This window comes from Streptomyces sp. NBC_01520, from assembly GCF_045040375.1.
Lineage (GTDB): Bacteria > Actinomycetota > Actinomycetes > Streptomycetales > Streptomycetaceae > Streptomyces.
In genome coordinates this window covers 1,307,335-1,323,157 of record NZ_CP109404.1, presented here as the reverse complement: position 1 = coordinate 1,323,157, position 15,823 = coordinate 1,307,335, and the positions used below count along the sequence as shown (strand labels likewise).

At 70.9% G+C, this 15,823-nt stretch carries 14 protein-coding genes; 13 read left to right on the top strand and 1 reads right to left on the bottom strand.

Going from position 1 to position 15,823, the window contains the following annotated elements:
• Positions 1–361: 361 nt before the first annotated feature.
• From aroC to nusB, 7 genes are all read left to right on the top strand, one after another.
• Positions 362–1,546, top strand: coding sequence for a chorismate synthase (gene aroC, locus OG524_RS06010; protein ID WP_405391977.1), 1,185 nt, complete (start codon positions 362–364; stop codon positions 1,544–1,546).
• A complete protein-coding gene (aroB, locus tag OG524_RS06005; protein ID WP_405809370.1) occupies positions 1,543–3,189 on the top strand; it encodes a 3-dehydroquinate synthase in 1,647 nt (548 codons plus the stop codon). The genes aroC and aroB overlap by 4 nt, the downstream gene beginning before the upstream one ends.
• Entirely contained in the window at positions 3,186–3,629 is a 444-nt protein-coding gene (gene aroQ, locus OG524_RS06000; protein WP_056787011.1) for a type II 3-dehydroquinate dehydratase, read from the top strand. Before aroB ends, aroQ begins: the two co-directional genes overlap by 4 nt.
• A 115-nt stretch (positions 3,630–3,744) precedes the next feature.
• Entirely contained in the window at positions 3,745–4,566 is an 822-nt protein-coding gene (locus OG524_RS05995; RefSeq protein WP_405391979.1) for a Pro-rich N-terminal domain-containing protein, read from the top strand.
• 73 nt (positions 4,567–4,639) lie between these two features.
• Entirely contained in the window at positions 4,640–5,746 is a 1,107-nt protein-coding gene (locus OG524_RS05990; RefSeq protein WP_405391980.1) for an aminopeptidase P family protein, read from the top strand.
• Positions 5,747–5,795: 49 nt separating this feature from the next.
• Positions 5,796–6,362, top strand: coding sequence for an elongation factor P (gene efp, locus OG524_RS05985; RefSeq protein ID WP_031097761.1), 567 nt, complete (start codon positions 5,796–5,798; stop codon positions 6,360–6,362).
• A gap of 2 nt (positions 6,363–6,364) precedes the next feature.
• The gene (gene nusB, locus OG524_RS05980) at positions 6,365–6,796 is read left to right on the top strand and encodes a transcription antitermination factor NusB (protein WP_056787023.1); all 432 of its coding nucleotides are present in this window, start codon (positions 6,365–6,367) and stop codon (positions 6,794–6,796) included.
• A 285-nt stretch (positions 6,797–7,081) separates the two neighbouring features.
• On the opposite strand, the gene bldD is transcribed toward nusB, so the two are convergent.
• Positions 7,082–7,582 carry a transcriptional regulator BldD gene (bldD, locus tag OG524_RS05975; RefSeq protein WP_014157378.1) on the bottom strand — a complete coding sequence of 167 codons (501 nt, stop codon included), beginning with the start codon at positions 7,580–7,582 and terminating at the stop codon, positions 7,082–7,084.
• Positions 7,583–7,802: 220 nt separating this feature from the next.
• Between bldD and pyrR the strand changes: the two genes are divergently transcribed.
• The 6 genes from pyrR (at position 7,803) to carB (ending at position 15,777) form a co-directional block, all read left to right on the top strand.
• The gene (gene pyrR, locus OG524_RS05970) at positions 7,803–8,387 is read left to right on the top strand and encodes a bifunctional pyr operon transcriptional regulator/uracil phosphoribosyltransferase PyrR (RefSeq protein WP_405391981.1); all 585 of its coding nucleotides are present in this window, start codon (positions 7,803–7,805) and stop codon (positions 8,385–8,387) included.
• Positions 8,388–8,480: 93 nt separating this feature from the next.
• Positions 8,481–9,464, top strand: a complete 984-nt coding sequence (locus OG524_RS05965; protein WP_405391982.1) for an aspartate carbamoyltransferase catalytic subunit — start codon at positions 8,481–8,483, stop codon at positions 9,462–9,464.
• 2 nt (positions 9,465–9,466) lie between these two features.
• Positions 9,467–10,753, top strand: coding sequence for a dihydroorotase (locus tag OG524_RS05960; RefSeq protein ID WP_405391983.1), 1,287 nt, complete (start codon positions 9,467–9,469; stop codon positions 10,751–10,753).
• Positions 10,750–11,337: a hypothetical protein gene (locus tag OG524_RS05955; RefSeq protein WP_405391985.1), complete on the top strand. Its 588-nt coding sequence runs from the start codon at positions 10,750–10,752 to the stop codon at positions 11,335–11,337. Before OG524_RS05960 ends, OG524_RS05955 begins: the two co-directional genes overlap by 4 nt.
• Positions 11,334–12,476: a glutamine-hydrolyzing carbamoyl-phosphate synthase small subunit gene (gene carA / locus OG524_RS05950; RefSeq protein ID WP_405391986.1), complete on the top strand. Its 1,143-nt coding sequence runs from the start codon at positions 11,334–11,336 to the stop codon at positions 12,474–12,476. Before OG524_RS05955 ends, carA begins: the two co-directional genes overlap by 4 nt.
• Positions 12,469–15,777, top strand: coding sequence for a carbamoyl-phosphate synthase large subunit (gene carB, locus OG524_RS05945; protein ID WP_405391987.1), 3,309 nt, complete (start codon positions 12,469–12,471; stop codon positions 15,775–15,777). Before carA ends, carB begins: the two co-directional genes overlap by 8 nt.
• The last annotated feature ends 46 nt before the right edge of the window (positions 15,778–15,823 follow it).

The window sequence follows — 15,823 nt, the reverse complement described above, 5'->3', positions numbered from 1 at the left end:
AGTCTTCCCCGGGCTCTCGGCTTCGCTCGGTCAGGGGAGGCCCCAGCCGCTCCGCGTGGGCTCCTTCCTCCGCCTTGCGGCTGCACGCGCCGGGCCCCGCTTTTTTGCCCCGGCCCGATCCGAACGAAAGACCCCCAGCCCCGCGGTTCCCCGCCAGGAACCCGCCCGCGGACAGCGGCCGGCCGTGTCCGCCGTGACCCCGCCCACCCCGGCGGACAGGCCAGTCGCAGGTGGTCCGCCGTCCGTCTGCTGGACCTGCGGCGGACCGGCGCCCCGGGCGTGGGAGGATCGGGGGCGGCGGGCCAGGGCCGCGCACCCGGTCGCGCCGTTGGATTTTCAGGCGCGAGCATGAGGAGCACCGTTGAGCAGGTTGCGCTGGCTGACCGCGGGGGAGTCGCACGGCCCCGCACTGGTGGCGACGCTGGAGGGTCTTCCCGCCGGCATCCCGGTCACCACGGAGGTGGTGGCGGACGCGCTCGCGCGGCGACGGCTCGGTTACGGGCGCGGCGCGCGGATGAAGTTCGAGAAGGACGAGGTCACCTTCCTCGGCGGCGTCCGGCACGGGCTCACCATGGGTTCGCCCGTCGCCGTGATGGTGGGCAACACCGAGTGGCCCAAGTGGGAGCAGGTCATGTCGGCCGACCCGGTCGACCCCGACGTCCTGGCCGCCCAGGCCCGTAACGCCCCGCTGACCCGCCCCCGGCCCGGTCACGCCGACCTCGCCGGGATGCAGAAGTACGGCTTCGACGAGGCCCGGCCGATCCTGGAGCGCGCCAGTGCCCGGGAGACCGCGGCCCGGGTCGCCCTCGGCGCGGTCGCCCGCTCCTACCTCAAGGAGACCGCGGGCATCGAGATCGTCTCCCACGTCGTCGAGCTGGCCGCGGCCAAGGCGCCCTACGGCGTCTACCCCAAGCCCTCCGACGTCGAGCGGCTCGACGCCGACCCCGTGCGCTGTCTGGACGCCGACGCGTCGAAGGCGATGGTCGCGGAGATCGACCAGGCCCACAAGGACGGTGACACCCTCGGCGGCGTCGTCGAGGTGCTCGCGTACGGCGTGCCCGTCGGTCTCGGGTCGCACGTGCACTGGGACCGCAGGCTCGACGCCCGGCTCGCTGCCGCGCTGATGGGCATCCAGGCCATCAAGGGCGTCGAGGTCGGCGACGGCTTCGACCTCGCCCGGGTGCCAGGCTCCAAGGCGCACGACGAGATCGTGGCCACCGCGGACGGGATCAGGCGCACCTCCGGCCGCTCCGGCGGCACCGAGGGCGGCCTGACCACCGGTGAGCTGCTGCGCGTCCGCGCCGCGATGAAGCCCATCGCCACGGTGCCCCGCGCGCTCGCCACCGTCGACGTCGTCACCGGCGAGGCGACCAAGGCACACCACCAGCGCTCCGACGTCTGCGCCGTCCCGGCCGCAGGGATCGTCGCCGAGGCGATGGTCGCCCTGGTGCTGGCCGACGCGGTCGCGGAGAAGTTCGGCGGCGACAGTGTCGCCGAGACCCACCGCAACGTGCAGTCGTACCTCGCCCACCTGCAGATCCGGTGAGCGGCCCGCTGATCGTCCTCGTCGGCCCCATGGGGGTCGGCAAGTCCACGGTGGGCGCACTGCTCGCCGAGAGCCTCGGCACCACCCACCGGGACACCGACGCGGACGTCGTGGCCACCGCGGGCAAGGAGATCTCCGAGATCTTCTTCGACGAGGGCGAGGAGCACTTCCGTGCCCTGGAGCGGCAGGCCGTACGCGACAGCCTCGCCAGGCACACCGGCGTCCTCTCGCTCGGCGGCGGAGCCGTGCTCGACGAGGAGACCCGCACCCTGCTCGCCGGCCACCCGGTCGTCTACCTCTCGATGGACGTCGACGAGGCCGTCAGACGGGTCGGGCTGAACACTGCCCGCCCGCTGCTCGCCGTCAACCCGCGACGGCAGTGGCGCGAGCTCATGGACGCCCGGCGCCACTTCTACGAAGAGGTGGCCCGCACGACCGTCGCCACCGACGAACGCACCCCCGAAGAGGTCGCCCGGGCGATCCTCGACGCACTGGAACTGCCGGAGCACACGGGCGAATCCGTGCTGTCCGGCCGGGAGACCACACGCATGACCGAGCAGAGCACCACCCGCATCCGGATCGCCGGTACGGCAGGCACCGACCCGTACGAGGTGCTCGTCGGCCGCCAGCTCCTCGGCGAGCTGCCGCAGCTCATCGGCGACCGCGCCAAGCGGGTCGCCGTCCTGCACCCCGAGGCGCTCGCCGAGACCGGTGAGGCGGTCCGCGAGGACCTGGCGGCCCAGGGCTACGAGGCCATCGCGATCCAGCTGCCGAACGCCGAGGAGGCCAAGACCATCGAGGTCGCCGCCTACTGCTGGAAGGCGCTCGGCCAGACCGGTTTCACCCGCACCGACGTCATCGTCGGCGTCGGCGGCGGGGCCACCACCGACGTGGCGGGCTTCGTCGCAGCCTCCTGGCTGCGCGGGGTGCGCTGGATCGCCGTACCGACGACCGTGCTCGCCATGGTCGACGCGGCCGTCGGCGGCAAGACCGGCATCAACACCGCCGAGGGCAAGAACCTCGTCGGCGCGTTCCACCCGCCCGCCGGAGTGCTCTGCGACCTGGCCGCGCTCGACTCGCTGCCGGTCAACGACTACGTCTCGGGCATGGCGGAGATCATCAAGGCCGGGTTCATCGCCGACCCCGTCATCCTCGACCTCGTCGAGGCCGACCCGCAGGGCGCCCGTACGCCCACGGGACCGCACACCGCGGAGCTGATCGAGCGCTCCATCCGGGTCAAGGCCGAGGTCGTCTCCAGCGACCTCAAGGAGTCCGGCGTCCGGGAGATCCTCAACTACGGGCACACCCTCGCCCACGCCATCGAGAAGAACGAGCGCTACAAGTGGCGCCACGGCGCCGCCGTCTCGATCGGCATGGTCTTCGCCGCCGAACTGGGCCGCCTGGCCGGACGCCTGGACGACGCCACCGCCGACCGGCACCGTGCCGTCCTGGAGTCGGTCGGACTGCCGCTCACCTACCGTGGCGACCAGTGGCCCAAGCTCCTGGAGAACATGAAGGTCGACAAGAAGTCCCGCGGCGACCTCCTGCGCTTCATCGTCCTGGACGGCATCGGCAAGCCCACCGTGCTGGAGGGCCCCGACCCGGCCGTGCTGCTCGCCGCCTACGGGGAGGTCTCCGCGTGACGACCCGCAGGGTCCTCGTCCTCAACGGCCCGAACCTCGGACGGCTCGGCTCCCGTGAGCCTGACGTGTACGGGGCGACGTCCTACGCCGGACTCGTCGACACCTGCCGGACCCTCGGCAAGGAGCTCGGCTTCGACGTCGACGTCCGCGAGACCAACGACGAGGGCGAGCTGATCCGCTGGCTCCACGAGGCGGCCGACGGATCGATTCCGGTCGTTCTCAACCCGGGTGCCTTCACCCACTACTCGTACGGCATGCGCGACGCGGCGGCCCAGCGCACCGCCCCGCTGATCGAGGTGCACATCTCGAATCCGTACGCACGGGAGGAATTCCGCCACACCTCCGTGGTCGCCCCGGTGGCCACCGGCACCGTGGCCGGATTCGGCATCGGCTCCTACCGCCTCGCGCTGCGGGCCCTCGCCGACGAGCTGGAGAGCTGACGGACCGACAGCGGGCACTTCGTACCTTCCCCGGACGTTCACCGCAGGGCGGCCGGGGAAGGTACGGTTGCCGTCGACCAGCGCCAGTTGCCTGTACGAGACGGAGTGGCACCGGATGCAGCACGCAGTGGGGGCCCCGCTGCCGCCGCCCCAGGGTTCCGGAAACGGACCGTGGGCGCACCAGGCCCAGCACCCAGGCCACCCCGGTCCGCCGGGACCGCCGCCACCGATACCTCCCCTGCCCCAGGGGCAGGGCTGGGCCGGCCCCGCGCCCCAGCACGCCCCCGCCCCGCCCTCACGGGAGACCACCGGGCACGTCCAGCTCCCGCCGGGCGGTCCCGTCCCGCTGCCCGCGCCACCGGCCGAGCCCGGCACCGGCACCGCGACCCTCGCCGTGCTCCTGATCGGTCCCGCGGGGGCCGGCAAGACCACGGTCGCCAAACTCTGGGCGGGCCGCCGCCGCGTCCCGACCGCGCACGTCTCGCTCGACGACGTCCGCGAGTGGGTCTGCGCCGGCTTCGCCGACCCGCAGGCCGGATGGAACGACCACTCCGAGGCCCAGTACCGCCTGGCCCGCCGCACCTGCGGTTTCGCCGCCCGCAATTTCCTGGCCAACGGCATCTCCTGCATCCTCGACGACGCGGTCTTCCCGGACCGGCCCGTCGTCGGCCTCGGGGGCTGGAAGCGCCACGTCGGCCCCGGACTGCTGCCCGTCGTCCTCCTGCCCGGCCTGGAGGTCGTCCTGGAGCGCAACGCGGCCCGCAGCGGCAACCGCCGCCTCTCCGACGAGGAAGTCGCCCGGATCCACGGGCGGATGGCCGGCTGGTACGGCTCCGGCCTGCCGATCATCGACAACTCCACGTACGACGTCGAGACGACCGCCCGGGTCCTCGACGACGTCCTGGCCCGCTCCATAGCCAGCCCCCCGGCCTGGTAGCACCCGCAGCGCCGTGTCCCCGGTCGGCTGCGCTGACCGGGCGGTCCGCCGCGGGCGCTCGTAGGCTCGGAACATGTCAGAGGTGTACGCCGTCCGACGCGGGCTGCTGCGAGACCGGTACGCCGCCGCCGGTTCCGCGGCCGCCCTGGTCTCCCGCCCCGCCAACGTCCGCTATCTCGCGGGCGCGGCCCCGCCCGGCGCCGTGCTGCTGCTCGGACCGGGCGAGGACGTCCTGTTCTGCCCCCGGTCCCCGGCCGGCGATCCCGCCCCCGAACGCCCCGACGAACAGCTGCGGCTGACCGTGCTGCCCGCGCCCGACGGCGATCCGGTCGTCGCCGCCGCAGGCCTGGTCCGCTCCCTGGACGTGGACTCCCTCGCCGTCGAGGAGCACTACCTGACCGTCGCCCGCCACCGCGCCATGACCTCCGTCGCCCCGCACCTGCGCCTGGCCGACCTCGGCCACACGGTGGAGCAGCTGCGCCTGGTCAAGGACGAGGAGGAGCTCGCCTGCCTGCGGATCGCCGCCGAGATCACCGACCAGGCCCTCGGAGAGCTCCTGGAATCGATTCTGGTGGGCCGCACCGAACGCCATCTCGCGCTGGAGCTGGAGCGCCGACTGGTGGACCACGGCGCGGACGGCCCGGCCTTCGCCACCTCCGTGGGGACGGGACCCAATTCGGGACAGGGCCGCCACCGGCCCTCGGACCGGAGGGTGGAGGAAGGTGATTTCCTCTCCGTCTGCCTCGGCGCGAACTATCGCGGCTACCGGTGCGAGATCGGGCGGACCTTCGTCATCGGGACCGCTCCGGCGGACTGGCAGATCGAGCTCTACGACCTTGTTTTCGCCGCTCAGCGGGCCGGCCGGGAGGCTCTCGTGCCCGGGGCCGCCTGCCGTGACGTGGACCGCGCGGCCCGTCATCTGCTGGACTCGGCGGGGCACACGGACGGCCTCCAGGTCTGTACCGGGCACGGGGTCGGGCTCGAAATCGACGAGGACCCGCAGCTGGCACCGACAGCCATGGGTAAACTGGACGCTTGCGTGCCGGTCACCGTCGAACCGGGGGTCCACCTCCCGGGCCGGGGCGGTGTCCGGATCGATGACACGCTCGTCGTGCGCCCCGAGGCGGACGGCGGACCCGAGCTACTCACCATTACGACCAAGGAGCTGCTCGCGCTCTAGCGCGCATCCTCGGTCGTCCACCAGCTTCAGTCCAGGAGATTCCGCAACCGTGGCTTCCACGAACGACCTCAAGAACGGCCTGGTGCTCAAGCTCGACGGAGGCCAGCTCTGGTCCGTCGTCGAGTTCCAGCACGTCAAGCCCGGCAAGGGCCCCGCCTTCGTGCGCACCAAGCTCAAGAACGTGCTCTCCGGCAAGGTCGTCGACAAGACGTTCAACGCCGGTGTGAAGGTCGAAACGGCCACCATCGACCGCCGGGACATGCAGTTCTCGTACATGGACGGCGAGTACTTCGTCTTCATGGACATGAACACGTACGACCAGCTGATGGTCGACCGCAAGGCTGTCGGTGACGCGGCCAACTTCCTGATCGAGGGCTTCACCGCCTCCGTGGCGCAGCACGAGGGCGAGGTGCTCTACGTCGAGCTGCCCGCCGCGGTCGAGCTGACCATCCAGCACACCGACCCCGGTGTCCAGGGTGACCGCTCCACCGGCGGCAGCAAGCCCGCCACGCTGGAGACCGGTTACGAGATCGGCGTGCCGCTCTTCATCACCACCGGCGAGAAGATCAAGGTCGACACCCGTACGGGCGACTACCTCGGCCGGGTGAACAGCTAACCGTGGCTGCCCGGAACAAGGCCCGCAAGCGCGCCTTCCAGATCCTTTTCGAGGCCGACCAGCGCGGTGAGTCCGTGCAGACGGTCCTCGCGGACTGGGTCCGGCTCTCGCGGACCGACGACCGTCAGCCGCCGGTCGGCGAATTCACGATGGAGCTCGTCGAGGGGTACGCGCAGTACGCGGACCGCATCGACGACCTCATCGTCACCTACGCGGTGGACTGGGAGATCGACCGGATGCCGGTCGTCGACCGGAGCATCCTGCGGCTCGGTGCGTACGAGCTGATCTGGATGGACTCGACCCCGGACGCCGTGGTGATCGACGAGGCGGTCCAGCTCGCCAAGGAGTTCTCCACGGACGACTCCCCGTCCTTCGTGAACGGCCTGCTGGCCCGGTTCAAGGACCTCAAGCCGAACCTCCGCCGGGAGCAGTGATCCGGCGGCTTTCAGCCGAACGAAGGGCCCACGGTTGATGCGACCGTGGGCCCTTCGGCATACACGCGCGGTCCCGGGCGGACCGCCCCTGTCGCGCCGGGACCAAGCGGGTGACGCAAGCGGGGCGGCGGGTGCGGGTCAGGACGTCCCCGGCACCCCGGGATGCCCAGGGCGCGGGTCCGCAGGCCCCCGGTGACAGGGCCCGGCCGCCCCGGGCAACGAAAACGCCGGGCCGGCGGGGCTCAGGGCCCCGCCTACCCGGCGGTACGTTTCTGCGGGGGCGGCTCAGCCCTCGTCGTGAGCCACGGCGCGACGCGCGTCGGCGTCCAGCACGCCCCAGCTGATCAGCTGTTCCGTGAGCACGGACGGCGACTGGTCGTAGATCACGGCCAGGGTGCGCAGGTCGTCCTGGCGGATCGACAGCACCTTGCCGTTGTAGTCGCCGCGCTGGCTCTGGATCGTCGCCGCGTAACGCTGCAGCGGTCCGGCCTTCTCCGGCGGGACGTGGGCGAGGCGCTCCAGGTCCAGGACGAGCTTCGGCGGCGGCTCGGCGGCCCCGCCGGGCGTCGTGCCGGGCAGGAGCTCCTGCACCGGGACGCCGTAGAAATCCGCCAGCTCGGCAAGGCGCTGTACGGTCACGGCACGGTCGCCGCGCTCGTACGAACCGACCACGACGGCCTTCCAGCGGCCCTGGGACTTCTCCTCCACGCCGTGGAGGGAAAGGCCCTGCTGGGTGCGGATGGCGCGGAGCTTGGCCCCGAGCTGTTTTGCGTATTCGCTGGACATAAGGCTCCCCGGACGCTGGAACATTCTGCGGCTCCGCCGCGTGGCTGGTAACTCACTGTGAGGTTACGCAGCGTTACTTGGATGCGTCAAGCTGAAAAGTCCGGACTCCCACCTCCCGGGGGTGCGACCGGGGCCCGTACAAGCCCTGGTAACGTAGACGACGCAAATCCGACGTCCTTTAACGTCCGTCCAGTGAGGCGGAGAAGGAGGTCCGTTTCTTATGGACGCACAGCACGACCACACCGGCAATGCGGCACGCCCCGTTCTCGAGGCTCCCGACATCGCCCGGGTACTGACCCGGATCGCCCACGAGATCGTCGAACGCGCCAAGGGCGCCGACGACGTGGTGCTGCTCGGCATTCCGACGCGCGGCGTGTTCCTCGCCCGCCGACTGGCCGGGAAGCTCGAAGAGATCACCGGCCGGAACACGCCGGTCGGATCGCTCGACATCACGATGTACCGCGACGACCTGAGGATGCGCCCCGCGCGCGCCCTGGCCCGTACCGAGATCCCCGGTGAGGGCATCGAGGGCAGGCTCGTCGTCCTGGTCGACGACGTGCTCTTCTCCGGCCGCACGATCCGCGCCGCCCTCGACGCGCTCGGCGACATCGGCCGGCCCCGCGCCGTACAGCTCGCGGTCCTCGTCGACCGCGGTCACCGCGAACTCCCGATCCGGGCCGACTACGTCGGCAAGAACCTCCCCACGTCGCTGCGGGAGACGGTCAGGGTGCAGCTCGCCGAGGAGGACGGCCGCGACGCCGTGCTGCTCGGCCTCCAGCAGACCGTCCCGGCAGGCGAGCAGTAGCTGCTTTCCCGTCCCGTACGCCTCGTCGGCCGTACGGCCGCTTCTGCACGCCCACATGCCTGATTTCCTCCACCATCCACGGAGAACTCCCAGATGAAGCGACACCTCATCTCGGCCGCAGACCTCACCCGCGACGACGCCGTCCTGATCCTCGACACCGCCGAGGAGATGGCCCGGGTCGCGGACCGGCCGATCAAGAAGCTGCCCACCCTGCGCGGCCGTACCGTCGTCAACCTCTTCTTCGAGGACTCGACGCGCACCCGTATCTCCTTCGAGGCCGCCGCCAAGCGCCTCTCCGCCGACGTCATCAACTTCTCCGCGAAGGGCTCGTCCGTCTCCAAGGGCGAGTCCCTCAAGGACACCGCCATGACCCTGGAGGCGATGGGCGCCGACGCCGTCGTCATCCGGCACGGCGCCTCCGGCGCCCCCTACCGCCTCGCCACGTCCGGCTGGATCGACGGCGCCGTCGTCAACGCCGGTGACGGCACGCACGAGCACCCCACCCAGGCGCTGCTGGACGCGTTCACGATGCGCCGCCGGCTGGTCGGGGCCGACGCCGGGATCGGCAAGGACCTCGAAGGCCGCCGGATCACGATCGTCGGCGACATCCTGCACAGCCGGGTTGCCCGCTCCAACGTCCACCTGCTCACCACACTCGGCGCGCACGTCACCCTGGTGGCCCCGCCCACCCTGGTGCCGGTCGGCGTCGAGCAGTGGCCCTGCGAGGTCAGCTACGGCCTCGACGAGGTGCTGCCGAAGTCCGACGCGGTGATGATGCTCCGTGTGCAGCGCGAACGCATGAACGCCGCGTACTTCCCGACCGAGCGCGAGTACTCCCGCCGCTACGGCCTGGACGGCCTGCGCATGGCGCGGATGCCCGAGCACTCCATCGTCATGCACCCCGGGCCGATGGTCCGAGGCATGGAGATCACCGCCGAGGTCGCCGACTCGGACCGCTGCACCGCCGTCGAGCAGGTCGCGAACGGGGTCTCCACCCGTATGGCCGTCCTGTACCTGCTGCTGGGCGGCTCCGAGACCGCCCTGCCTTCCGCCGCACGCACCGAGGAGAACAAGTAACCATGAGCAAGATTCTTATTCGCGGCGCGAAGATCCTCGGCGGCGAGCCCAGGGACGTCCTCATCGACGGCGAGACCGTGGCCGAGGTCGGCACCGGCATCGAGGCCGGCGACGCCACCGTGATCGAGGCGGCGGGCCAGATCCTGCTGCCCGGCCTCGTCGACCTGCACACCCATCTGCGCGAGCCCGGCCGCGAGGACTCCGAGACCGTCCTCACCGGAACCAGGGCCGCCGCGTCAGGCGGCTTCACCGCCGTGCACGCCATGGCCAACACCTTCCCCGTCGCCGACACCGCGGGCGTCGTCGAGCAGGTCTGGCGGCTCGGCAAGGAGTCCGGCTACTGCGACGTGCAGCCCGTCGGCGCCGTCACCGTCGGCCTGGAGGGCAAGCAGCTCGCCGAGCTCGGCGCGATGCACGACTCCGCCGCCGGGGTGAAGGTCTTCTCCGACGACGGCAAGTGCGTCGACGACGCCGTGATCATGCGGCGCGCGCTGGAGTACGTGAAGGCGTTCGACGGCGTCGTCGCCCAGCACGCCCAGGAGCCCCGCCTCACCGAGGGCGCCCAGATGAACGAGGGCGTCGTCTCGGCCGAGCTCGGCCTCGGCGGCTGGCCCGCCGTCGCCGAGGAGTCGATCATCGCCCGCGACGTCCTGCTCGCCGCGCACGTCGACTCCCGGGTGCACATCTGCCACCTGTCGACCGCCGGCTCCGTGGAGATCATCCGCTGGGCCAAGTCCAAGGGCTGGAACGTCACCGCCGAGGTCACCCCGCACCACCTGCTCCTCACCGACGAGCTCGTCCGGTCCTACAACCCGGTCTACAAGGTGAACCCGCCGCTGCGCACCGAGGCCGACGTCATGGCCCTGCGCGAGGCGCTCGCCGACGGCACGATCGACTGCGTCGCCACCGACCACGCCCCGCACCCGCACGAGGACAAGGACTGCGAGTGGGCCGCAGCCGCCATGGGCATGGTGGGCCTGGAGACCGCGCTCTCCGTGGTCCAGCAGACGATGGTGGACACCGGGCTCATCGACTGGGCGGGCGTCGCCGACCGCATGTCGTTCCGTCCCGCGGCCATCGGCCGGCTCGAAGGACACGGCCGGCCCGTCTCGGCCGGTGAGCCCGCCAACCTCACCCTGGTCGATCCGTCATACCGTGGAGCCGTGGACCCCGCGGGATTCGCCTCCCGCAGCCGCAACACTCCCTACGAGGGTCGCGAGCTGCCGGGCCGAGTGACCCACACCTTCCTGCGGGGCCGTGCCACGGTCGTCGACGGGAAGCTCGCGTGACAACACTCAACCCCAGTTATCAGCTGTACCAGCTGGCCGCCGAGCAGAAGTCGGCCGAAGTGACGGACTGGTCCGCCCGCATCAGCTGGGTCGTCGGACTGCTCCTCTTCGTCGCCCTCGTCTACTGGCTGATGCGCCAGGGATGGAAGTGGCGGGCGAGCCTCCAGTCCGGACTGCCCGAGCTCCCGACCACGCCGGAAGGGTTCGCGGACGGCGGGACGCCGCTGACACTGACCGGCCGCTACCACGCCTCGACGACCGCGGGGCAGTGGCTCGAACGGATCGTCGCCCACGGCCTCGGCACCCGCAGCCGGGTCGAGCTGACCCTCACCGAGCAGGGCCTCGACGTCGTACGCCCCGGCGCGGCCGACTTCTTCGTCCCGGCCGCCGCACTCCGCGAGGCCCGGCTCGACAAGGCCCTCGCGGGCAAGGTCCTCCCCGAGGGGGGCCTCCTGGTCATCACCTGGGCGCACGGCGACCAGCTGATCGACTCCGGTTTCCGCTCCGACCACGCGGCCGAGCACCAGGCCTGGGTCGATGCCGTCAACCACCTCACCAGCACTACGGAAGGCACCGCACGATGACGATCTCCACCCGGGGGGCCGACAAAGCTCCCGCCGTACTCGTCCTGGAGGACGGCCGCTCCTTCCGCGGCCGCGCCTACGGGGCCGTGGGGGAGACCTTCGGCGAGGCGGTGTTCTCCACCGGCATGACCGGCTACCAGGAGACGCTCACCGACCCCTCATACCACCGCCAGGTCGTCGTGATGACCGCCCCGCACGTCGGGAACACCGGGGTCAACGACGAGGACCCGGAGTCGAAGCGGATCTGGGTCGCCGGTTACGTCGTGCGCGACCCCGCCCGCACCCCCTCCAACTGGCGCTCCCGGCGCTCGCTGGACGAGGAGCTCGTCAGCCAGGGCGTTGTCGGCATCAGCGGCATCGACACCCGTGCCCTGACCCGCCACCTGCGTGAGCGCGGCGCGATGCGCGTCGGCATCTTCTCCGGGAACGCCGTCCAGGACGAGGGCATACTGCTCGCCAAGGTGCGCCAGGCACCCGAGATGAGCGGCGCCGACCTCTCCGCCGAGGTCGCCACCAAGGAGGCGTACGTCGTCCCCGCGATCGGCACCAAGAAGTTCACCGTCGCCGCGATCGACCTCGGCATCAAGGGCATGACCCCGCACCGCATGGCCGAGCGCGGCATCGAGGTGCACGTCCTGCCCGCCACCGCCGGCCTCGACGAGGTGTACGCGGTGAAGCCCGACGGAGTGTTCTTCTCCAACGGCCCCGGCGACCCGTCCACCGCCGACCACCCGGTCGCCCTCATGCAGGGCGTACTGGAGCGGAGGACCCCGCTCTTCGGCATCTGCTTCGGCAACCAGATCCTGGGCCGCGCCCTCGGCTTCGGCACCTACAAGCTGAAGTACGGCCACCGTGGCATCAACCAGCCCGTGCAGGACCGCACCACCGGCAAGGTCGAGGTCACCGCGCACAACCACGGCTTCGCCGTCGACGCGCCCCTCGACAAGGTCTCCGACACCGAGTTCGGCCGCGCCGAGGTCTCCCACGTCTGCCTGAACGACCAGGTCGTCGAAGGCCTCCAGCTCCTGGACCGGCCGGCCTTCAGCGTCCAGTACCACCCCGAAGCGGCCGCCGGCCCGCACGACGCCGCGTACCTCTTCGACCGCTTCGTATCCCTGATGGAGGACCAGCGTGCCTAAGCGCTCCGATATCCAGTCCGTCCTGGTCATCGGCTCCGGTCCGATCGTCATCGGCCAGGCCGCCGAATTCGACTACTCCGGCACCCAGGCCTGCCGCGTCCTCAAGGCCGAGGGCCTGCGCGTCATCCTGGTGAACTCCAACCCGGCGACGATCATGACCGACCCGGAGATCGCCGACGCCACGTACGTCGAGCCGATCACCCCCGAGTTCGTCGAGAAGATCATCGCCAAGGAGCGCCCCGACGCGCTCCTGCCGACGCTGGGCGGCCAGACCGCGCTCAACACGGCGATCTCCATGCACGAGAACGGTGTCCTGGAGAAGTACGGCGTCGAACTCATCGGCGCCAACGTCGAGGCCATCAACAAGGGCGAGGACCGCGAGCTCTTCAAGGGTGTCGTCGAGGCCGTCAAGGCGAAGATCGGCTACGGCGAGTCCGCCCGCTCCGTCATCTGTCACACCATGGACGACATCATCGAGGGCGTCGACACCCTCGGCGGCTACCCCGTCGTCGTCCGCCCCTCCTTCACCATGGGCGGCGCCGGCTCCGGCTTCGCCCACGACGAGGAGGAGCTGCGCCGGATCGCCGGACAGGGCCTCACCCTCTCGCCGACCACCGAGGTGCTCCTGGAGGAGTCCATCCTGGGCTGGAAGGAGTACGAGCTGGAGCTGATGCGCGACAAGAACGACAACGTCGTGGTCGTCTGCTCCATCGAGAACTTCGACCCGATGGGCGTCCACACCGGCGACTCGATCACCGTCGCCCCGGCGATGACGCTCACCGACCGCGAGTACCAGCGGCTGCGCGACATCGGCATCGCGATCATCCGAGAGGTCGGCGTCGACACCGGCGGCTGCAACATCCAGTTCGCCATCGACCCCACCGACGGCCGGATCATCGTCATCGAGATGAACCCGCGCGTCTCCCGCTCCTCGGCGCTCGCCTCGAAGGCCACCGGCTTCCCGATCGCCAAGATCGCCGCCAAGCTGGCCGTCGGCTACACGCTCGACGAGATCCCCAACGACATCACCGAGAAGACGCCGGCGTCCTTCGAGCCGACCCTCGACTACGTCGTCGTCAAGGCCCCGCGCTTCGCCTTCGAGAAGTTCCCCTCCGCCGACTCCACCCTCACCACCACCATGAAGTCGGTGGGCGAGGCCATGGCGATCGGCCGCAACTTCACCGAGGCGCTCCAGAAGGCCCTGCGCTCCCTGGAGAAGAAGGGCTCGCAGTTCGCCTTCACCGGCGAGCCCGGCGACAAGGCCGAACTGCTCGCCGAGGCGGTCCGCCCCACGGACGGCCGCATCAACACCGTCATGCAGGCGATCCGGGCCGGCGCCACCCAGGAAGAGGTCTTCGACGCCACGAAGATCGACCCCTGGTTCGTCGACCAGCTCTTCCTCATCAAGGAGATCGCCGACGAGCTGGCCGCCGCCGACAAGCTCGTCCCCGAGCTGCTGGCCGACGCCAAGCGGCACGGCTTCTCCGACGTCCAGATCGCGGAGATCCGCGGCCTGCGCGAGGACGTCGTGCGTGAGGTCCGGCACGCCCTCGGCATCCGCCCGGTCTACAAGACGGTCGACACCTGCGCCGCCGAGTTCGCCGCGAACACGCCGTACTTCTACTCCTCCTACGACGAGGAGAGCGAGGTCGCGCCCCGCACCAAGCCCGCGGTGATCATCCTCGGCTCCGGCCCCAACCGCATCGGCCAGGGCATCGAGTTCGACTACTCCTGCGTCCACGCCTCCTTCGCGCTGAGCGACGCCGGCTACGAGACCGTGATGGTCAACTGCAACCCGGAGACCGTCTCCACGGACTACGACACCTCCGACCGGCTCTACTTCGAGCCGCTCACGCTCGAGGACGTCCTGGAGATCGTTCACGCCGAGTCGCTCGCGGGCCCGGTCGCCGGAGTCATCGTCCAGCTCGGCGGCCAGACCCCGCTCGGTCTGTCGCAGGCACTCAAGGACAACGGCGTGCCGATCGTGGGGACCTCCCCGGAGGCCATCCACGCCGCCGAGGACCGCGGAGCCTTCGGCCGGGTCCTCGCCGAGGCCGGTCTGCCCGCCCCGAAGCACGGCACCGCCACCACCTTCGCCGAGGCCAAGGCCATCGCCGACGAGATCGGCTACCCCGTCCTCGTGCGCCCGTCGTACGTGCTCGGCGGCCGTGGCATGGAGATCGTGTACGACGAGGCCCGCCTCTCCTCGTACATCGCCGAGTCCACCGAGATCAGCCCCACCCGGCCGGTCCTGGTCGACCGCTTCCTCGACGACGCGATCGAGATCGACGTCGACGCGCTCTACGACGGCACCGAGCTCTACCTCGGCGGCGTCATGGAGCACATCGAGGAGGCCGGCATCCACTCCGGCGACTCCGCCTGCGCGCTGCCCCCGATCACCCTCGGCGGCTACGACATCAAGCGGCTGCGGGCCTCCACCGAGGGCATCGCCAAGGGCGTCGGCGTACGCGGACTGATCAACATCCAGTTCGCGCTCTCCGGCGACATCCTCTACGTCCTCGAAGCCAACCCCCGCGCCTCGCGGACCGTCCCCTTCACCTCGAAGGCCACCGCGGTCCCGCTCGCGAAGGCCGCCGCCCGCATCTCGCTGGGCGCGACCGTCGCCGAGCTGCGCGAGGAGGGCCTCCTGCCGAAGCACGGCGACGGCGGCACCCTGCCGCTCGACGCGCCGATCTCCGTCAAGGAGGCCGTCATGCCGTGGTCGCGCTTCCGCGACATCCACGGCCGCGGCGTGGACACCGTCCTCGGCCCGGAGATGCGCTCCACCGGTGAGGTCATGGGCATCGACTCGGCCTTCGGCACGGCGTACGCCAAGTCGCAGGCCGGCGCGTACGGCCCGCTGCCCACCAAGGGCCGCGCCTTCATCTCCGTCGCCAACCGCGACAAGCGCTCGATGATCTTCCCGGCCCGCGAACTCGTCGCCCACGGCTTCGAGCTGATGGCCACCTCCGGCACCGCCGAGGTGCTCAAGCGCAACGGCATCAACGCCACCGTCGTGCGCAAGCAGTCCGAGGGCGAAGGCCCGAACGGCGAGAAGACCATCGTCCAGCTGATCCACGACGGCCAGGTCGACCTCATCGTCAACACCCCGTACGGAACGGGCGGCAGGCTCGACGGCTACGAGATCCGCACCGCGGCCGTCGCCCGCTCGGTGCCCTGCCTCACCACCGTCCAGGCGCTCGCCGCCGCCGTCCAGGGCATCGACGCGCTCAACCACGGCGACGTCGGCGTACGTTCCCTCCAGGAACACGCCGAACATCTGACCGCGGCCCGCGACTAGAAGCCAGCAGGGGGACACCGGAAACGGTGTCCCCCTCTTCATGAGG